Annotated in this window: 18 protein-coding genes, 1 pseudogene and 1 riboswitch; of the genes and pseudogenes, 11 read left to right on the top strand and 8 right to left on the bottom strand. The window is 64.9% G+C overall.

Annotation, left to right across the window (positions count from 1 at the left end; all coding sequences use genetic code 11):
• Window positions 1-17 precede the first annotated feature (17 nt).
• The 7 genes from C9424_RS00300 to C9424_RS00270 form a co-directional block, all read right to left on the bottom strand.
• Window positions 18-653: a DUF3105 domain-containing protein gene (locus C9424_RS00300; protein WP_116765000.1), complete on the bottom strand. Its 636-nt coding sequence runs from the start codon at window positions 651-653 to the stop codon at window positions 18-20.
• Complete coding sequence (gene lgt, locus C9424_RS00295) at window positions 650-1,555, bottom strand: prolipoprotein diacylglyceryl transferase (RefSeq protein WP_116764999.1); 906 nt, start codon at window positions 1,553-1,555, stop codon at window positions 650-652. The genes C9424_RS00300 and lgt overlap by 4 nt, the downstream gene beginning before the upstream one ends.
• Window positions 1,556-1,567: 12 nt before the next feature.
• Window positions 1,568-3,163 (bottom strand): multicopper oxidase family protein, encoded by a 1,596-nt coding sequence (locus tag C9424_RS00290; protein WP_116764998.1) that lies wholly within the window; start codon window positions 3,161-3,163, stop codon window positions 1,568-1,570.
• Between the two features lie 40 nt (window positions 3,164-3,203).
• Entirely contained in the window at window positions 3,204-3,953 is a 750-nt protein-coding gene (locus C9424_RS00285) for a cytochrome c biogenesis CcdA family protein (RefSeq protein ID WP_116764997.1), read from the bottom strand.
• Between the two features lie 4 nt (window positions 3,954-3,957).
• Window positions 3,958-4,839, bottom strand: a complete 882-nt coding sequence (locus tag C9424_RS00280; RefSeq protein WP_116764996.1) for a F510_1955 family glycosylhydrolase — start codon at window positions 4,837-4,839, stop codon at window positions 3,958-3,960.
• A gap of 70 nt (window positions 4,840-4,909) precedes the next feature.
• On the bottom strand, window positions 4,910-5,533 hold the full coding sequence (locus C9424_RS00275; protein ID WP_116764995.1) for a DUF305 domain-containing protein: 624 nt from the start codon (window positions 5,531-5,533) through the stop codon (window positions 4,910-4,912).
• 117 nt (window positions 5,534-5,650) lie between these two features.
• On the bottom strand, window positions 5,651-6,124 hold the full coding sequence (locus C9424_RS00270) for a hypothetical protein (RefSeq protein WP_116764994.1): 474 nt from the start codon (window positions 6,122-6,124) through the stop codon (window positions 5,651-5,653).
• A gap of 587 nt (window positions 6,125-6,711) precedes the next feature.
• Window positions 6,712-6,906: riboswitch (cyclic di-AMP (ydaO/yuaA leader) on the top strand.
• Between the two features lie 6 nt (window positions 6,907-6,912).
• Here C9424_RS00270 and C9424_RS00265 point away from each other — a divergent pair.
• Window positions 6,913-7,674 (top strand): NlpC/P60 family protein, encoded by a 762-nt coding sequence (locus C9424_RS00265; protein WP_116764993.1) that lies wholly within the window; start codon window positions 6,913-6,915, stop codon window positions 7,672-7,674.
• A gap of 202 nt (window positions 7,675-7,876) precedes the next feature.
• Here the strand turns inward: C9424_RS00265 and C9424_RS21590 are convergent.
• A pseudogene (locus C9424_RS21590) lies at window positions 7,877-8,646 on the bottom strand (HAD family hydrolase); the annotation flags it as partial.
• A 911-nt stretch (window positions 8,647-9,557) separates the two neighbouring features.
• On the opposite strand from C9424_RS21590, the gene C9424_RS21585 reads away from it, so the two are divergent.
• The 10 genes from C9424_RS21585 to C9424_RS00205 all read left to right on the top strand — a co-directional run bounded on the left by C9424_RS21585 (window position 9,558) and on the right by C9424_RS00205 (window position 19,658).
• A complete protein-coding gene (locus C9424_RS21585; protein WP_202615720.1) occupies window positions 9,558-9,770 on the top strand; it encodes a hypothetical protein in 213 nt (70 codons plus the stop codon).
• 77 nt (window positions 9,771-9,847) lie between these two features.
• On the top strand, window positions 9,848-10,072 hold the full coding sequence (locus C9424_RS00245) for a DUF2933 domain-containing protein (protein WP_202615719.1): 225 nt from the start codon (window positions 9,848-9,850) through the stop codon (window positions 10,070-10,072).
• Window positions 10,062-10,739, top strand: coding sequence for a methyltransferase family protein (locus C9424_RS00240; protein WP_116764990.1), 678 nt, complete (start codon window positions 10,062-10,064; stop codon window positions 10,737-10,739). The genes C9424_RS00245 and C9424_RS00240 overlap by 11 nt, the downstream gene beginning before the upstream one ends.
• A gap of 70 nt (window positions 10,740-10,809) precedes the next feature.
• A complete protein-coding gene (locus C9424_RS00235; protein WP_133247460.1) occupies window positions 10,810-11,454 on the top strand; it encodes a hypothetical protein in 645 nt (214 codons plus the stop codon).
• A gap of 7 nt (window positions 11,455-11,461) precedes the next feature.
• Window positions 11,462-12,571, top strand: coding sequence for a cytochrome b N-terminal domain-containing protein (locus C9424_RS00230; RefSeq protein ID WP_116764988.1), 1,110 nt, complete (start codon window positions 11,462-11,464; stop codon window positions 12,569-12,571).
• Between the two features lie 863 nt (window positions 12,572-13,434).
• Window positions 13,435-14,295: a DMT family transporter gene (locus C9424_RS00225; RefSeq protein WP_116764987.1), complete on the top strand. Its 861-nt coding sequence runs from the start codon at window positions 13,435-13,437 to the stop codon at window positions 14,293-14,295.
• A gap of 273 nt (window positions 14,296-14,568) precedes the next feature.
• Window positions 14,569-16,062, top strand: coding sequence for an ABC1 kinase family protein (locus C9424_RS00220; protein WP_237563221.1), 1,494 nt, complete (start codon window positions 14,569-14,571; stop codon window positions 16,060-16,062).
• 135 nt (window positions 16,063-16,197) lie between these two features.
• Window positions 16,198-18,402, top strand: a complete 2,205-nt coding sequence (locus tag C9424_RS00215; protein WP_202615718.1) for an NUDIX domain-containing protein — start codon at window positions 16,198-16,200, stop codon at window positions 18,400-18,402.
• A 146-nt stretch (window positions 18,403-18,548) separates the two neighbouring features.
• Entirely contained in the window at window positions 18,549-19,001 is a 453-nt protein-coding gene (locus C9424_RS00210) for a universal stress protein (protein ID WP_116764985.1), read from the top strand.
• Between the two features lie 210 nt (window positions 19,002-19,211).
• Window positions 19,212-19,658: a hypothetical protein gene (locus C9424_RS00205; RefSeq protein ID WP_116764984.1), complete on the top strand. Its 447-nt coding sequence runs from the start codon at window positions 19,212-19,214 to the stop codon at window positions 19,656-19,658.
• Window positions 19,659-19,748: the final 90 nt, after the last annotated feature.

The following is a 19,748-nucleotide window of genomic DNA, read 5'->3' as shown; positions in this document are numbered from 1 at the left end:
CTTGAGAGATGGTGCGCTTAGCCGTTAGTTCCGCCGGTGCAGGGGGCACCGGGTTCCGGTGCTTTCGGGGACTGTGCGTAGGCGCCGATGAAGGCGGGGATGCGGGAATCGCCGGCGTCCTGGACTGCCAGTTGGGTGCCCCAGGCGGTGGCGGTGACCGGGGCGCTCTGGTCTTTGTCCGGGCTGAGCAGGACGTAAGGCTTATTTTTGGCCAAGGTGGTGAGTCTGGTGATCTCGGCGGCCGGCAGGCCGGGGTTGTAGGTGATCCAGACGGCGCCGTGTTCCAGCGAGTGGACGGCCCGTTGTTCGTTGACCGGGTCGGTGTAGACCCCGCAGTTCGTCCAGCCGGGGGAGTGGTCGCCTCCGACGCCGGGCTCCTGAGGGTAGGCGGCGGCGTTCTGGACGTGGTTGCGGGACAGGCCGGCGAAGGTCTGGATCCCGTCGATGGGTTTTTTGGCCGCTTCGGCGGCTGCGTTCCGTTCCTGGATGGACCCGGTGACGGCCAGGGCGACGGCGGTGATAATGGCGGCCAGGACGAGACCGAACCCGCCGTAGACGAGGATGTTGAAGCGGCGCTGTTTGGCCTGTTGCCGGCCGCGGATCGCGGCGAGGATGGCTTGGTGTTCGGAACGACGTTTGCTGGTGTTGCTCATGCGGGGATTCCTTTGCCGGGAGCGTCAGAGTCCTGCCTGGGGACGGGGGCGGGTGGGACGGCGGAGCGGGGACGGGTCCTGAGCCGCTGGAAGAGGGCCAGGCCGGCGAGGAAGAGCAGGCCGGAGACCCACGTGTTGACCCGCAGGCCCAGGATCAGGTTGGCAGGGTCCGAGCGCATCAGTTCGAACACGAAACGCCCGGCAGTGTAGAACACGATGTAGAGCGCGAACACCGATCCGGCGCCGAGCAAGTACCGGCGGTCCAGGAACATCAGCAGTGATGCTGCGGCCAGGCACCACAGCGACTCGTACAGGAAGGTCGGCTGGAAGTAACCGAGGACCACCGGTGTCCCGTCGGGAGCGGTCAAGGCCTGGCCCGTGGCCTGGTTCATGGCATGGATCTGGAGTTTCCAGGGCAGGTCCGTGGGCTCCCCGTAGAGTTCATTGTTGAACCAGTTGCCCCACCGGCCCAGGGCCTGGGCCAGGAGCAGCCCGGGGGCGGCCGCGTCCGCGAAGGCCGCGAAGGGGACCCCGGCGCGGCGGGCGCCGATCCCGGCACCGACGAGCCCGAGGGCGACGGCTCCCCAGATCCCGAGGCCGCCCTCCCAGATCCGCAGCGCACCCCAGGGGTCCCTGCCCGGGCCGAAGTAGAGCTGGTTGTCGGTGATGACATGGTAGAGCCGGCCGCCGATGATGCCGAAGGGCACAGCCCAGGCCACGATGTCCAGGGTCTGGGACGTGGTGCCGCCTCTGGCCCGGAGCCGGCGGGCAGTGAGCCAGACGCCGATCCCGATGCCCGCCAGGATGGCGAGGGCGTAGAAGCGTATGGTCAACGGCCCGAGCTGGAAGGCGCTGACGGCGGGGGAGGGGAAGAACAGGTCTGTCGCGACAGGGGTGTTCATGGTAGGGATCCCTTATTTGATGTAGGAGAAGACGCCCATCATGCCGCGTTCGGCATGGTACGCGTTGTGGCAGTGGGTGAGCCACTGGCCGGGGTTGTCGGCGTCGAAGATCACCGTGACGCTCTGTTTGGCACGGACGATGACGGTGTCTTTGCGGGCCCCGCCGGCGCCGACCTGGAAGGTGTGGCCGTGCAGGTGCATGGGGTGCCACATGTCGGTGTCGTTGATGAATTTCACTTCGATGCGTTCGCCGGCTTTGATGTCGAAGGCGTTCTCGAACGGCTTGGTCATGTCGAAGCGGTGCCCGTTGATCCCCCAGTCGTACTTGGCCATGCCGCCGGTGAGTTTGAGTTCGTAGGTGCGGTCCGGAGTTTTGGCCGCAAGGACGACCGCGGGGTCGGCTTTGAGCTGCCCGCCGTCCACGACGGTGCCGTCCAGGGTGTCCGGCAGCACGGCGGGAAGGGGCTTTTTGCCCGTGCCGGTGCTGATGAATCCCAGGGCCTGGCCGGTTTTGCCTTCCGGCAGCGCCATCACGGGGGTGAACCCTTCCTTGACAGTGAGGAGGGCGTCGATGCGTTCGCCCATGCCGAGCACGACGGCGTCGGCGTCCTGATGCTGGACCGGGAATCCGTCGGTGTGGGTGAGGGTGAGTTTCTGGCCGGGGATGCCGACTCGGTAGGCGGTGTCTCCGGCGGCGTTGATTATCCGCAGCCGGATGACCTGCCCCGCCGTGGCGGTCAGGATTTCGGCCTCCTCCGGGGCTTTTGCGTTGAACAGGTGGTAGGGGTAGCTGACGTCCCCGGCGTCCCCGCCGAGGAACTCGCTGCGGGAGCCCATCAGCATGTGCTTCATCCCCATGCCTGTCGATCCGCCGGAGCCTGACGGGGAGGGTGAGGCTTCCATGGACCCGGACATGGTGCCGTGGTCCATGCCGGGCATGGACGTCCCGGGCATCGACATGCCGGCGGAGAGCTCTTTCAGGACGTCATCCGGGGTGCCGGTGATGCCGTCCATCCAGTCATCGAGGACGATGACCCAGTCCCGGTCGTAGACGAGTTTTTCGGCCGGGTCCTCGATGATCAGTGCCCCGTAGAGGGCGCGTTCGCGTTGCATTTCCACGTGGGAGTGGTACCAGTAGGTGCCGGGGTGGGCGAGCCGGAAATCGTAGGTGAACCCGGCACCCGCGGCGACGGGGTCCTGGGTGAGGTCCGGGACGCCGTCCTGGTCGTTTCGCAGCGCGAGGCCGTGCCAGTGGATGCTGGTTACATCCTTCAGCTGGTTGGTCAGTGCAACTTGGAGTCGGTTGCCGGCCGTGGCCCGCAGGGTGGGGGCGCTGATTCCTCCGTCGTAGCCCCACGTAGTGACGGGCTTCCCGGCGACGGTTGCCTGCACCGAACCGGCGGTGATTTTTTGGGTGACGGTTTTTCCGCTGAACGCCCTGCGGGTTTCGTAGTCGGCGACGAGCGGGTCGGTGGGCATGACCCTGTCCGGCAGGCCCGCGGCGGGTTGCGTGTTGGTGCAGGCCGCGAGGGCCGCGGCGGCGGCCCCGGCGACGGACAGGCCCAGAAAGCGGCGCCGGCCCAGGGGGTGATCGGTGTGGTTGTTCATTTGAGGTCCTTCGGAGGCGGCCGTTTGCGGGCCGCCGGTGTCAGATGGGGGTGAGGAAGGTTCCGGAGAGGTTCTGGAGCTGATAGATCCACTGCACCCAGAGTCCGCTGACCATGAGCACGCCCAGGATGATCAGCATCGAGGCTCCGGCGATGTTGACGACCCGGATGTGTTGTCGGACGAAGGCCAGGGCGGTGCTGACCCAGTTCAGGCCCATGGCGGTTAGGGTGAAGGGGATGCCGAGGCCCAGGCAGTAGGCGAAGGCCAGCAGTGCCCCGCGGCCCGCGCTGGCGGTCGTGACGCTCAGGGACAGGACGGCGCTGAGTGTCGGCCCCATGCAGGGGGTCCAGCCGAGTCCGAAGACGATGCCCAGCAGCGGTGCGCCGGCCAGTCCCGTCCGGCGGCCGAGGGTGATCTTGCGGGTCTGCTGCAGCCAGGGGATGAGTCCGAGCAGGGCGGCGCCCATCAGGATCACGATGACGCCGAGGCCGCGCATTAGGACATCCTGCCAGCGCAGGAGCCAGGATCCGATCGCTCCGAACGCCGCCCCGTAAAGGGTGAACACGGCGGCGAAGCCGAGCACGAAGAGACCGACCCCGGCCATGACGCGGCGGCGGTTGCGCGGCCGGGTCGGGTCGGTCAGCCCGGACACATACCCTAGATAGCCCGGAACCAGGGGCAGGATGCAGGGGGAAAGAAATGACACCAGCCCTGCCGCCATGGCCAGGGGAATGGCGATGATCAGGGCGCCGGAGGTCACCGTGGATGCGAAGAATCCGCCGATGTCCATTGGTTCAGTCCGCGTCGGAGGGCCGGAACGTGGTCCCGCCGTCGGTGGAAACCACCAGCCCCGTGGAGGTGGCGGCCCAGATCCAGGGGTTCCCGTCCGTGCCTTCCGTTGCAGCGACGGCCTGGACCTCGCCGGTGATCTTGCCGGTTCGTTTCCAGGTGGTGCCGGCGTCCGCGGAGTAGTACACCGTGCCGTCGGGCGCGGCCCCGACGGCCTCCTTGGCGCTGGCGAAGGCTGCGAACTGGATGATCGGGGAGGATTTGTCCGGCGTCCAGGTGGCGCCGCCGTCGGTCGATCGCTGCACGCCCTCCTGGGTGGTGGCGAGGACGGTGTCGCTGTAGGGGTACCCGGCCAGGGCTGCCGGGGCGAACCCGGCGGCTACTGTTGTCCAGTTTTTGCCGTCGGTGCTGGTGCGCAGTGTCCCGTCGAACGCCACGATCCCGGACTTGGTCGCCGCGAGGGCGTGGAAGTCGGATTCGTTCTGCCGGGACACCTGTTGCCAGGTCTTTCCGCCGTCGCGGGTCTTGATCAGACCCAGCGGGTTCGGCAGCGACGATCCTTCGCCCGGGTGGCCCGAAGCGTAGAACACCCCCTGATCCATGGCGGCCGCCAAACCCATGAGGTCGTTGGTGGGGCCGATTTTGATGGCCGTCCTTTTGGACACGTCGTACAGGCCTTCGTGGGTGGCCAGGAGCACCTGACCGGTTTCACCGTTGACGCTCAGACCGTGGATGTGGGCGCTGGGAAGGCTGTTGCCGGCGTTTTGGCGTGGGTTCGGGGCGGCGGGGACGGCAGCTGGGGCGCAGGCCGACAAGGTCAGGACAAGGGCAGCCGCGGCGGCGGTGACCGCAGCAATCCGCAGACGGGGAATGTAGGAATGGGGCATTGAGGACTCCAAGACAGGGACGGACGGAAATGAGAGGCAGCACGGGAGCGTCGGGGAACGGTGCCGCCGGTTACAGGGTGTCCAGTAGGTCTTTCATGTCCTGGATCTCCGCTTGCTGGGAAACCACGATGTTCTTGCTGAGAGCGACCGCGTCGGCGTTTTTGCCGTCTGATTCTTCGGTCTTGGCCATCATGACTGCCCCCTGATGGTGGGCAATCATCTGAGTCAGGAACAGCTTGGCCGCGTCGGTGCTCTGGGCGGCGTCGAGCTTCTTCAGGTCGTCGTCGCCCATCATGCCGGTCATGCTGTGGCCGCCGGACATTTGGCTTGGCTCGTTCCAGGTCGTGAGCCAGCCTGTCATGGTGGTGATCTCGGGTCCTTGGGCCGCTTTGATCTTCGTGGCCAGGGCAGTCACTTTCGGGTCGATGCCCTGTTTCTTGAGCATCATGTCGCTCATTTCCACGGCCTGGGCGTGGTGCGGGATCATCCCCTGGGTGAACATGGTGTCGGCGGCGTTGTGGTCCCCGGCAGCAACCGGGGCTGAGCTAGCGGACATTCCGGAGCTGCCATGGTTCATGCCGGGCATGCTGCTGCCGCTGGAACCGGCGGAGCATCCGGTCAGCGCGATGGCAGCTGCAAGGGTGGTCGCTGAAATTGTAAGAATTCTTGTCACGAAAATGGGGTCCTTCAACATCAACCGGCGCGGGGCGCCGTTCGCTGGCGACGCGCACAGCAATGTGGCCGGAGTTCCGGCAGGGCGCGTCAGGGTAAGGGCTCGTGCGCCGGTCAGGACACGGCGCGGATCAGCCTTTTACGTCCGGCTGATGCAGAGCTGGCCCGGAGAAGGACTTCCCGGACGGTAGGAGTATGCGGAGACCGGGGTCCGCGCATCGGCGTCGTCGTGTGCTGCAAAAGGGGTGTTCCCGGGCAACGGGGCTGCCAGCGATGCGTTGCCGGGGGACGGAATGCACGAGGCATCCATGGCGGACATCTTTGTGCACCCGCCGAGGTCAGCGCAGGACGGCCCCGGCATGGACGTTGTATCCGGTGATAGTGAACTCCCTTTGGCCGTTGCGGCCTCGGGGGCATGGGCCGAGTGTGCGGTGGCCGGTGGCTGCATCACCAGCGACACCTCCGCGCCCGGGATGCCGGCGGAGGCCGGCATGCTGTGGGGGCCGGTCATCACGTGCATGCCGAGGATCCCGGCGATGATTGCCAGCAGCCCGGCCAGCAGGCTCGCGCGGCGGAGGATCGCTGCAGTGCGGCGGGGTAAGGCGTCGGTCACGAGGATCCTCCTTCCAAGCGGGTTGTCTTCCATAAAGGTTACCGGGCCGTGCCGGCAGCGGCGTCTGCCGGGTTCAACGAACTTGTGGCAGGTTGAGTTTCATCCGGCAAAGAAGCCAGGCGGTCGGGGTCGCGACGGCGGCGGGTGAACAACACGTGCAGGCAAACGGTTCCGTGGCGGCAAGGGAAGCTCGGTCCGGGTATCTGTTCCGCACATGTCAGTTCGTTCTTTACAAAACGGCGCGATGCGGGTGCTGGGGTTGAACGGCAGTGACGGCCGATGGTTCAATGGGCCTAGACTAACCACTTCACTGACAACACCCCAAACATACCCCTAAGGGGTATGCGTTGCAAAGCGTGCGGTGCGGTTAGGGCCACGCTCGGACTCAAGGAAGTCTCAGGACGCCGCTCGGCGCGCGCCGCGGCAGGCTTCCTCCTCTCGCGGGCATTCGAATCTCCGGAGGGAGGCAGCCGGAGCCGGAGAAGGAGCCGCCGCCGGCCTCACCGGGCTTCGTTACCGTAATGTGACATCCCCAGAGTTTTACCGTACGGTCGAATCCGTGCCGGCTTTCTCCGAGAACGGCACTCCCGAGCCGATTGCCTAACTCTGCCGCTGCCCGGGATCCGTTCGCAACATCGTCCGGCAGAGACGGGGAAACCACATGTTGGCCTGTTCTCAGGCCTTGGGGTGAAGCCGCACCACTGCATCTTTTGCAGGGAATGCGGCCGGGTGTCTCCCATCCGAATCCGACAGCTAACCCCGCAGGCATTGGGAGAGGCTACTTTTTCATGTCTACAGGCAAAGCTCACGGCCGCCGTCGCGCGGTCACCGTAAACACCAGCCCGCTTACGGCGATCTCCAAAGCCGTCGCAGACAACGCCGGCGGGATCGGCCGCCAGGCCGCCGTCATCGCTGCCGCGTCGGGAATGGTTCTGACCAGTGGAATCGCGGCCCAGGCCGCCGAGGCCCCGGCAATGCGGGATTCGGCTCCCGCTTCGAACCTTGAGGTGTCCAACCAGGCCCCGGCGCCGCTGAGTGCAGACTCCAGCGTCCGGATTTCCTTTGAGCGCCCGGCCGTCCGCACCACCGCGGCACCGGTCATCGAAAAGCCGGCGGCCGCAGTTGCAGGACCGCGGCCGGCAGCGGCCGTCCAGGCGCCGGCCGCGAAGGCCCGCATCGCCGTCCAGCCGCAGGCCGCGGCTGCGCCCGCTGCCGTTCCGGCGGCCGGCGGGGCCAACGCCGCAATGGTTTCCGCCGCGTACGCGCAGCTTGGCATGGTGCAGGACTGCACCCGTCTGGTGGAAAAGGCCCTGGGATCTGCGGGCATGCCTGTCGGGGACCTGGCCCCGATGCAGTTCATGAAATATGGGAAGGTCGTCGGGAATGCGCAGCCCGGCGACATGGTCATTCAGCCGGGCCACATCGGCATCTACGTCGGCAATGGCCAGGTGCTCAGCTCCGGTATGAACGGCAAGAACCAGACCGTCGTGCATCCTCTGTCGTGGCTGACCGCCACCGGCCCCGTCACGTTCGTTCGGGCCGGCGCCTAAGCGCACGCGCCAAAGGCCGGTGGTGTTGCTGCCTTGGGGGCAGCAACCCCACCGGCCCTTGCGTGTTCGACGGCGCTTCCCCGTCCTGGCATCCGGCTCCGATGCCTCAGCCATGCCCGACCGGAACCGGCGCCGCGGGCGACAGGTCCACTCAAGGATCTTCAAGCGTGGCCCAGACGACACGACGCAGGCGCAGCGAGTTGAACAGGTTGGTCTTGATGATGGCCAGGGTACGGCGCGACAGCTCGATGGCCTGGGCCATCCGGCCGAGGTCGTTTCCCATGACCGTCAGGTCGGACGCGGCCATCGCCACGGTAGCCCCGGATGCCTATAGCCTCCGGACCACCTCCACCTTGCCTTCCGGGAAAACCACCGTCAGTACATCCCTGGCCGGGATGCCCACGTCGGCGGCAGTGATCGCCGCGACGGCGGTATTGTCGCCGGTCAGCAGAATGGGCCATAGCCCGAGCGCTTTGAGCCGGGCGGCGGCGGCCGCGGAGCCGTCCTTGACGGTGTAGCCGAGGCTGGTGATTCCGGCAGCCTGGCCATCGACACCGATCCAGATGACGGTGGCGCCGGTTCCTCCAGGACTTTCAAAGCCGTTTGATGGCGGTCCTCAGGGATGATGTCGTTGTCCTGAAGCCACCCGGCGCGCCCGGCGACCACCCGGCCGCCGTCCACCATTCCCCGGACTTCCTCCGCCGGGTGCGCTCTCAAAGCCGGTGACGTGCTTCAGTGGCCCTTCGCCCTTGGCTGCGCGGGCGACGGCGGGCGATGGGATGTTCACTGGCGGCTTCAACGGCACCGGCCAGGGCCAGGAACTCCTCCTTGGCAGCCCCGGAGAAGCTGTGGATTCCCGCGACGGACAGACGTCAGGGCGTCTTCGAGGACCTGCGGGCCCCTGATCGGGATGCCCAGCTGTGCGCCCCGGCCGCCGGCCAGCAGGGCCGTCAGGGTGGCCAGGCCGAGGGCGGCACCCACCCGTTGCGACAACTCTTGACGGAAGCGGCACTATTTTGGCCCCTTCACACATATCTCCGTCCTCTGGGAACCGAAGTACGTGCCGACCATCACTGCGACGAGATTCCTTTGTGACAAGGACTTGAAGTTCCCCGCAAATGGGTCGGTATGATCGTTGCAGAGGCGAAACCTGCCGGCACTATTTGCGATGAACACGGGGATGGGAAAAGTGCGTCATTCCACGCGACGGAACCACCATTTTTCCCGTGTGGGCGCAGTTGTCGCTGTGCTGTCGTTTCTCGTCGCCATTACCGGAATTCTTGACCTGCCGATGACGTCCGCCAAAGAAACCCCGCCAGGCGCTACGTCGAACAGCATTACGTCGTCCGACACGGATGCCACTGACGCCGTGAGCCTCGGGCGCATCTTTTCCGGTGGCACCGTTGTGGCTGCGGATCAGGACCCCGGGGAGCAACCCTTTCCGGCACGTACCGAACATTGCCCCATGAACCTGGGCCTGACTGTAGCTTGCCCTGATGTGCTGTCTTTAGCCGTCTTTGCCGCATCAATGCCAGCACCCCCCGACTGTGCTGCTGCCGGCGCAGCAACACAGCCAGCCGTTGCGCTGCCCGGGGCCCCCGGGGCACCCCTCCACCCTGTATCGCTCATCCGGCTTTCCATCAGCCGCGTATAGGAGACGTCTGCCCTCCGGACTCTGATCTGGCGGCGCATCGGCATCCGACCCTGCATCCAGGCGCCCGAGGCGTACGTACCCCAGCATCAACTAGGCCGTCCGGCCAGGCAAACCTCATTTCCCGGCCTGTGCGCCAGGAGCACGACGCCGGACCTTCCTCAACCCTATCGAGCGAGATCGAACCCTGAGGGGAATTTCTGCAATGAGCAATAGAACGCAAACTGCGGTCATGGAGGTGGCAGGTGTCCAGCGGGCCTCATCCAAGAGCATCGTCGAAGCCACGCTCTCCCGCCGGCCGGGCGTGATCAGCGTCCTGCGCAGCCGTCAATACGTCAACGTCACGGTGACCGGCAACCAGCCGCAACTGCGGTACCTGGACGTGGAGCAGGCGATCGTGCACTGCACCAAAGGTACCGGCATCCTGCCGGGAGACCAGCCATGAACCACGACCACCAGCATCCGGGCGGCAGCCAGCCAGAGCCAAGTTCCCCCATTCGCCCTGTTCCTGACGGCAGGGCCTTGCTTATCCGTGGGGGGCTGACCGTCCTGATTATCATCGCCGTGATCTACCTACTTACCAACCACTGGCTGCATCTGCTGGACGCACTGCCCTACGTCTTCGTTGTGGGGATGATGGCGATGCACCTGTTCGGACACGGCGGACACGGCGGACACGGAGGCCACGGAGGCCACGGAGACGGCCCCGACGGAACCGCAGGACGGAGTGCGGGCAATGGCAACTGACTTCGGGTACAACCTGTGGTTCCTGGTGATTCTGAACTCCGCCATATTCATTGTTTTCGCCTTCAGCTTCGTCAAACCGAAAACGAAACTCGACTGGCGGGCTTTCGGGGTGTTCGCTGCCTTCGTGATCGCCCTCTTCACGGAGATGTACGGCTTCCCGCTGACCATTTACTTCCTCTCCGGCTGGCTGAGCAGCCTGTTCCCGAATCTCAACCTCCTGACGCACAATTCCGGGCACCTTTGGCAGGACCTGATGGGCTGGCAAGGAGATCCGCATCTGAGCCCTCTCCACCTGCTGAGCAACGTGCTTATAGCTGCCGGCTTCATCCTGCTGTATCAGGCATGGCGCGTGCTGTATGCGGCACAGACGGAGCACCGGCTGGCGGTCACTGGTATCTACGCCCGGCTCCGCCACCCGCAGTACCTGGGGTTCCTGACGATCATGTTTGGTTTCCTGCTGCAGTGGCCCACCCTCCTGACCCTGATCATGTTCCCGATCCTGGTTGTCGTCTACCACCGCCTCGCCCGTCGGGAGGAAAAAGACATGGCGGCCGAATTCGGAGAGGCGTACCTCTCCTATGCCCGCAACGTTCCAGGCTTCATCCCCCGGTTCGGCAAGAACAAAGGCGTACCGCGCGTCCACGGCGGCACTGACCAACCTCAGTAGCCATGCTTCGGCCTGCGGGCGCTGCCGGTCGGGCACTCGATGCAGGAATCATCCATGTTGGGAGGCATCCATGCGAACGAAACCCGGATCGGGAAGATTCGGCCAGCACGCCAAGGGACATCCGGTGTCGCGGCCGCTCTGTGCCAGAAGAACGTGCGCGGCTGTCCTGCTGGCCTGTCTGTTCCTCGTCGGCGGGGTTGGATCGGCCGCACTGGCATCTGCCGACGAGGGAAATTCTTCCTCAGAGGCGTATCTATTGGTTCAACAGGCGCTGGGGCACCTCGTCCATGATGCGGCCGATGTGGGCCCCGCCTTGGAGAAAATCGACGCGGCCCTGGCTGCGCCGGACCAGGAGGGGGTATCCGTGGCTGAACTCCAACAGGCCAAGGCCGCCCTCGAGGCCGGAAATTCTGTCAGGGGACGTGCCTTGCTGCAGGAGTCCATCTCGGCGGCCCTCAGCACGTTGAAGCCCGCGACCGGCGATGAGACCGGGACAACAACCGTCCTTGACCCGCTCCCGCCCCGCGGAGGGCTAACGGGAGCGGGCTGGGGGTTTTTGACAGTATCCATGCTGGCGATTCTCACGGGATTAGCTCTGGCATATGTGTTCCGTCCACACATGAATGTCCGGGAGTTGCGATTGCTGCTGGCTTGGAAGCACAGACGCCAGAATCTGCCATCGAAGCATGAGCGGTCACGCCGAAAGGAGCGGTAAATCTGATATGAACGATGAACCGGCAACCATCGGGGGCGAAACCCCGGCACAGGCGCCACACCGCAGTCGCGCCCGGCGCCTGCTGGATGTGATCGATGAGCGGCTGGGCATCGGCGCCCTGGGGTACGCCGTCCCGGAACACGCAAACTCCCTCGCCTGGAGCCTGGGGGGTGTCACGGCAGTAGCCTTCGGAATCCTGGTGGTGAGCGGCATTCTGCTGGTCCAGTTCTACAGCCCCACTCCGGAAACGGCTAACCAGTCGGTTCGCGGCATCGTCCTGGACGTCTGGGGCGGAAGTGTTCTGCGTGGCGTGCACTTTTGGGCGTCCCAGGCAATGTATGTCACTGCGGCACTGCACCTGATCAGGGTTTTCGTTACCGGCTCCTTCAAACGTCCGCGCGAAGGTAACTGGCTCATCGGCGTCGCACTGTTCGCATTGATCACCCTTGCCCTGTTCACGGGAACAGTCCTGAAATGGGATCAGGAGGGCTTTGAAGCGCTGGGGCACAATGTGGAGATCGGGGATCTGCTCGGCGGGGCCGGGTTCTGGTTTTCCGCCGCGTTCGCGAATCAGGTGTCGATCCTTGTGCGAATCTACGGCGCGCATGTGGTGATCCTTCCAGGAACCATCCTGGTACTCGTGACTCTGCACGGGCTTCTGGTCAAACGCCACAAAATCTCTCCCCACCCATCGCTGCCGGCCGATATCTCAGGGGAACAGGCCTCGGCTGCGGAACCGACCGAACCCTTCACCCATCACCTACGCCGCATCGGCGCGTTCGGTCTGGTGCTGGCGGGCGTGCTTGGCATCCTGGCGGTATTCCTTCCACCCCCGGTCGGCGCGACGCCGGTCGCCGGAATCGAAGTGACCCGGCCACCATGGAATTTTTGGTGGCTATACACGTTGGAAGACTGGTTCGGTCTGCCCGCAATCCTTTTTGCTGAGGTCGCCCTTTTCATCGTCCTGGCCGCGGTTCCCTTTGCAGACCGGAGCCGGAACCGGCTGTGGCGACGGCGCCCCGTCTCGATCGCTGTTGGCCTTGTGCTGTTGCTGAGCATCTTGACGCTTACACTTTTGATTTTCGTCATTCCGGTCAAAGAGCATCTGGGGGCGTGAGCATGCGCACGTCACCAACATTTCCTTCCCGGGGCAGACGGGCACATCGGGCATTTTGGATGCTCGTCGCCGCTGCAGTGCTGGCGGCAGGTTCACTGACGGCTGCCCTCGCCGCGACCCCTGCACCTGCCACTGGCTTATGGACCGCTACCAGCGGAACTATCCTGACCGTTTCGCTGAGCCTCGCTATACGTATTCTCAACTCCCAGGACCCGGCACGCAGGGCACCGGACCAGCAACCGGAGACGCCGTCTGCCGGTGCCGTTCAGGACAACTCATGAAGGCCGGCAGTGAGTGCCGCCGGACAGACCGCGCACGACAGTGTGCCCCGCAATTGTCCGGCCGGTCCATCTGCCCGGGTCACCCGGCCAGATGCGCCAAGGCGCCAGGACGTGCGCAGCAAGCTCTCAACCGCACCGGTCCGGGCTCGAGGCTGAAGTTTCGGCGTCGCCGGCCCTTGCTCTTGGCACGGGCCCTAAAGGAGGATTTCTGATGGTTCAACAGCGCAGGGCGTATCTGGCTTGTAGGCCGCCCGGCAACGGGACAACGGTAATGAGGGTAACCGGCTCCATCACCGCGACCCCGGATCGGGGCGGCATGGCCTTCAGCGATGCCTGGCAGGCCAGTATGCCCGTGAGCATAGGGTGCGGCCGCCCATGGCACGGGGCGGAGCCGGCAAGTGAAGGTCCGAATCCTCCGGTGGGTTCCTCTTCCCTCATGAACCGGAGAATCACGGAGCCGTGCGCTGCGCCGGCCGAAAGCGTCTCTGGGATCCTGTCGTCGGAGGAGCTGCCGTGCGCGTATCTCCGACAGTAGCCAGTGCCGGACAGGAAGGAACCCTGCGTCGGCCCAAACCGGTGCGCATGTTATGGATCACGTTCGCTTGGGGTTCCTGCTTTCTGGCGATCAGCATCGGCCTGAAGGACGCCCCGCCCCTGTGGTTTGCCGCCCTGCGTGCGCTCATGGCCGGAGGGGCACTGCTGCTGGCAGCAGGTTTACGGCGGGAACCGACGCCGCGCGGGATTCGGGCCTGGATTCTGATAACTGTGATGGGAATTGTCAACGTCGCGGTGGCATTCGGCGCCATGTTCGGCGGTCTGGCCGGTCTCTCAACAGGAACCGCCTCGGTCCTGGCCAATGCACAGCCCTTGCTCATAGTGCTTCCGGCCTGGTGGATTTACAAGGAGCGCTTGTCCGCGCGGACGCTGGCAGCGATGGGGACAGGTTTCGCAGGGCTGTTGGCAGTCGCCCTGCCCAGCGGTACCGGCACCGGGGCGTGGCTGTCACTCACAGCGGCCTTGGCGATCACCGCAGGAACACTGATCTCCCGACAGCTCAAGGCAGATATTCTGCCGGTAATCGCCTGGCATTTTGTGATCGGTGGAGCGGCACTGGCACTGACGGCCGGGCTGACGGAGGGGGCGCCGGCCATCAACTGGAGTCCGGAGTTCATCGGGATCCTCCTGTATGTCTCTCTCGTCGGCACCGCCGCGGCCTTTCTCGGTTGGTTTACGGAAGTCCGGCACTGCCGCCTGGACGCGGTCTCGGCATGGACCTTCCTGGTGCCGGTGTTCGGCATCCTGCTGTCCATGGTTGTCTTGGGCGAACGCCAGAATGCTTGGAGCTTGGCCGGCATGGTCCTGGTTCTGGTGTCCATGCTCGTCCTTGTACTGCCCCGAAGACAGGCCTTCCTGCAAAGGGCCGAAAACTGCTGTGGACAGTAGGTCGCGGCCACGCCGCATGGCATGCAAGCCGTGCAGGAACGTGAGGCCCGCCGCTCCACTTCGACACCCCCCACAATCACGTAGAAATCGGAACTGGCAATGACAACGAACTTACGAGTCCAGCGCTACCAGGAAATCAGTGAGGTTCTGGCCCGGCACGGGCTGGGCTTCCTCGTGGGTATCACCGGACTGGAACGGTGGGTGCCGTTCCACCAGGGGCTCATGGGCCATGAACGCAGGCCCGAGCCCTACACGAATCCGGACCACTTGCGGTTGGCCCTCGAAGAGCTCGGACCGACGTTCATTAAGCTCGGCCAACTACTCTCCACCCGGCCAGACCTACTGCCGCCCCGGTACCAGACGGAGTTGGCTAAACTCCAAGACGGCGCCCCGCCGGTGCCGGGCGCAACAATCCGGCAGCAAATCCGCGACGAGCTCGGGTTCGAGCCGGACGAGGTGTTCGCGGACTTCACCCTCAAACCCCTGGCGAGTGCCTCAATCGGCCAGGCCCATGCGGCAACCCTCCACGACGGAACACCCGTCGTCGTAAAAGTCCGACGACCCGACGTCATTCCCACGATCGAGGCAGACCTGGATATTCTGCAAAACCTCGCGGTCCAGATCAGCCACCGGTGGGAGGCGGCGGCCGACTACAATCTTCCCGGCATAGCCGCGGAGTTTGCACAGACTCTGAGGGCAGAACTCGACTACCTTCAGGAAGGGCGGAATGCGGACCGATTCGCCGAGAACTTTGCCTCCGATCCTGGAGTTCATATTCCGCGCGTCTTTTGGGAGACGACTACATCCCGGGTGCTGACGCTGGAGCGGATTGTGGGCATGAAGGTCAATGATCTGACGGGCCTGGACCGTGCAGGGATCGACCGTGCCGCGCTGGCTGCCCGGTCCGCAGGCACAGCAGTCAAAATGGTCTTCGAGGACGGGTTTTTCCATGCCGATCCGCATCCGGGAAACCTGTTCATTGAATCCGACGGTCGCATAGGTCTCATCGACTTCGGCATGGTTGGCGTGGTGAGCGACAAGCTGCGCGGCCAACTGGGCGTTCTGCTCACTGCATTGGTCCGGAGCGACCCAGGCCGTGTGGGCTCCGCCTTGCTGGACCTTTCCGTAACCAGGCAGCCTGTGGACCGCAGCCGGCTGCGCGCGGACGTCACCCGGTTTATTGCCCTCTACGAAGGCCGCCAACTAAGTCAGATCGAAATCGGGCCGCTGATCACCCAAGCGATCGCGCTGATGCGCACTTACCACCTGCAGATGCCTCAGGAACTGGCCAAGCTCCTGAAGATGATGATCATGGCAGAAGGCATCGGAGTTGAATTGGATCCCGGATTTAATCTGGGCGAGGTGCTGGCCCCCTATGTGAAGAAGCTGATGTTCAGCCGATTTGCACCGAAGGAGCTGGCCACGCGGATAGCCGCAGCCGGTGCTGACGCGGCCGAACTGGCCGCGGACCTGCCGGAATTACTTCGTCGCGTCGTGGATACCCTGGACACAGGAGGCATGGAAGTCCATTTACGGGCCGCGGAGCTCGAACCTCTGGTCGGGCGGATGGAACGCATCGGCAACCGTCTGGTAGCAGGCATGATCGCTGCGGCCCTGATCGGAGGTGTCGGATCGCTGACGACGGGGGACAAGGAACGTTGGGGCAGGTGGGAGAAACCATTTATGCGCGCCGGACTGGGCGCGGGCAGTGCGCTTGGCGCATATCTGGTCTGGACTTCACGGCGCCCGGGGGGATTATCTCGATGAGCAAGCACGATTCCTCACGCCGGATCGGATCCTGCCGCCCCCAATACCCCCGGCGGGCTTGGCCCGAACGGTTCCACCGCCAATCCGACCCTGTCAGGCACGGCGAGATGAAACCGCCACTTCGAAGGATGCGTCATGAATGATCCCGACTGCAAAGCGGAAGCGATGGACACCGCAAGGCGCGCCCTTGCCCCGGACGACGATCCCGGCACGGTTAACGTCCGCTGGGGTGGCGGGCCCGCATCCATGGCGGAATGTGCCTCATGCGTTGCCCGGCCATCACCACTCCCACAGCGGGTGGCGTCGATTCAAGCGGCCATCGCCGCCGAGCGAGAACCACTGGTCGCCCTCACTCATCTACTGCAGCTGTGTCGGGACGAGCACCCCATACTGCAGGAGCGGATGCAGGATGCCGGCTGCCGCGCACGGGCGGAGCAGGCCACGGCAGGCGTCAGGGTCGTGCTGCCCGTCGCCTCGACCGAACACGAGCTGGGCGCTGAGGTGGCCAGCGCACTGGCGGCAGCGCTGACCGTAGACGGTGGCCTTCCCTCTGTCGCGGTGGCGCGGCTACTGGCCGAACTCTTGGACCAAAGGTACAGCCACAGCTTCCGCGAGTCCTTTCGCCGCCGGAGCCCGTACCAGCCGGGTGTGGGTGATCCTATCCCGCTGGACAGTCCCGATCTGCGGAATGTGACCGCAATGCCGGCGACCTCCCCGCCGTGGCGGCTGGCCAACCGCCTGGATGAGACACGTCACGTTCGGCTCGCCGGGGAATGGGCCACCCAATTCCAAGTCATCTTCGACTACAGCCATGCCCGCGAACTCACTGGGATAATAGATCGTGACACCGTCGTGGCAACCTGCCATCCCAACCGCACCCTGGCAGAGTTCCACTTTCCGGCCGACGTCAGCGGGCGAACCTTCCCAGTCCGCCCGAAAGATGAAGACGAACAGCATCAGGAAATAGACCGGCTGATAAGTGCAGCCGTCGCAAACGGCGCGAGCATTGTTGTGCTGCCCGAGCTGTGCGTCACCGAGTCCCTCGCCGCCTGCCTGCAGAGCTGGACCTGCCGGACCGGCGGGCCCATGATGCTCGTCGCCGGAAGCTACCATCACGCCGACGACCACGACGGGTCGCCGCGGCGGCGTAACACAGCCATCGCGTATCTGCGCGGCATTCAATCTCCGTTGACCCAAGACAAGCATTCCCCGGCCGACCGGCCAGTCAACGAAGATATCCAGCCCCAGGGCTGGCCCGAGCTGCGGATCCACGTCAGTGACGACGGATGGCATCTGGTGCTGGCGATCTGCCGGGACCTGCTCAATCCCCACGCCGTGCACGCATTGGCAGAATCGGGCGCCAACCTCCTGCTGGTCCCGGCAATGAGCGACACTCTCGTCGCCTTTGGCGGCCCCGTGGCGAACCTCGTCGGATCCGGGCAGGCCTTCGTCGCGGTAGCGAACAACCCCGCTGATTTCTCAGAGCCGACTGACCTGACGGTCCATCGTCCCGCCCGTGCATTGTTCGGACATCCGGGGTTTGGGCAGTTGACCCGGCTGGTGCAGCCGGCCAACTCCGCTCCCGGGGTGGGGCTGCTGCGTGTACAAACCGGACAACTGCAATGGCTGGACTCCGATGCCGGCCGGACCCAGCTGAACCGCGGAACCCCAGTACGGCCGCCTTGGGCCGACACTCTGGCCCGGCTGACCGGACCTGATCGTCCAATACCGAACCGGCAGCCGACCCCGGTCACACTGACGGAGGCGGCGGTGCTTGTGCTGCTCACAGACAGCCCACACGGCCCGTCCGTGCTCCTTACTGAACGTGCACCCGATCTAACCAACTACCCCGGGCAGCTGGTTTTCCCCGGGGGCGCTGCTGAAGCCGGCGACCACGGGCCGACCGCTACCGCACTGCGCGAGGCCTCTGAGGAAACCGCTTTGGACCCCGACAGCGTGCACATTCTGGGCACTCTGCCCGCTATCGCCCTTCGCGAAAGCGGGTTCCTGCTGACGCCTGTAATCGCATGGTCTGCGGGGCCCGTCTTCACCGGTACGGCCAACATAGCCGAGGTCAGCCGTATCACTACGATTCCGTTGTACCAGCCGACAGGCGCGGGGCAACAGCGACCGGATCCTGCACCGGACGAACAAGCCTTGGCGGAACACCAGCCCGCGGCGCTCGGGGCCGGCACGAGCGCGATACTTGCCATGCTCAGAGGCATGCTTTGGGGCTCGATGAGCACGAGGGGCAACGGAGCCGTTGAAGGGCCGACGAAGCACTCGCCGATAACCGCGGATCCTACTTCACGTCGCGGCCGGGAACCGCGGCTACCCTGATCGGGACCCCTCACATCACGAGCCGCCGGCAGGCCAGCTAGCGGCATAACATCTTCATTAATTGCAATCTTCATCAGGTACCTTGCCGCCGAAAACCGATACGGGCTGATGGCAGCCGGGCAGGACCTCAATGGACGGCGGAGATCATGGACGGCAAAGACAAATTCAGGATCGCGGTCGGGGTAGACGGCTCGGCGGAATCACGGTTCGCTCTGGAATGGGCCATCACGGAGGCCCGTCTCCGCCACGGACAGGTACGGGCCGTGACCGCCTGGGAGTATCCGCCCGAGACCGCCGGGATGGAAGCGATAATCTGGGATCCTGACATTTTCGAGCCGACTGCCCGGAGAATGCAGACCGACACTTTGAAGGGCGTGGACACCGAAGGCGTCAACGTCACCGGTAACGTCGTCCAAGGGCCGACAGTCACCGTCCTTGTAAATGCTTCCAAGGACGCCGACCTGCTTGTCGTTGGTTCCCGTGGCCACGGAGGATTCACCGGGCTGCTGCTCGGGTCAGTGTCCACGCAGGTCGTCCACCATGCCGCCTGCGCCGTGCTCGTCGTCAGGACCAGGCCCGGAATCATCGAAGTTGGATAACATCTTCGGTCGACGAGGTCCTCTGAGTGGGCCGGGCGCACTCGGAGGCGACCCGTACGACGGCCGCGGAGCGGGTTAAGGAAGCAGCCAGCGCCGGTTCTGCGGTTCTGCCGGTAGGAGCTGCGTTTAGTGGGAGTGCAGGAGCCTAATCGGCAGCGCGCTTAGACAGGCCTCTGAGCTCACGAGGGACAAACGAAAGGACTTGAAACCATGGACGATGATCACTCCCAGCATTTGCACGAGTCTGGCGTCCCGCCCTCCGGTACCGATGCCGATCCGACGGAACAACGGAGGTGGCGTGGCCGGTTGCAGGCTCTTTGGCACTCTATCGTCGCAGTCATCGGTTTCGCGGTCGGTCTCCTGCCTCACGTCCTGCATCACGTCGGGATTCTCGCCGGCACGGCACTCGTCGCAGGGTCGGGCGGCACGGCATTTTTCGGCGCGCTGGGATTACTCGCTTCAATCCCACTGCTCCTGCGCCTGTACCGGCGCTTCGGAACCTGGGTCGCGCCCGCCATCGGGCTGCTGATCTTCGCCGCAATGTTCGCGCTGTCCGCATTTGTCATCGGCCCGGCAATCAGCGGCACCGGAGGTGACCTAAACCCTGGGCCGGTACCGGGCGTAGACCACACAACGGATCACCCATCGGGTCACTAGACCCGCCTCTGCTGGCTCCGGCACCGGGCATCCGGATCGCATACCCGTGCATGTCCCCTGCTACAGGTCCCATAGCCGCATTCAGCCCGT

It is taken from the genome of Arthrobacter sp. H-02-3 (assembly GCF_003097355.1).
Taxonomy (GTDB): Bacteria; Actinomycetota; Actinomycetes; order Actinomycetales; family Micrococcaceae; genus Arthrobacter; species Arthrobacter humicola.
Note: the sequence above shows the minus strand (reverse complement) of the source record. Positions and strands in the feature narration are given on the sequence as shown.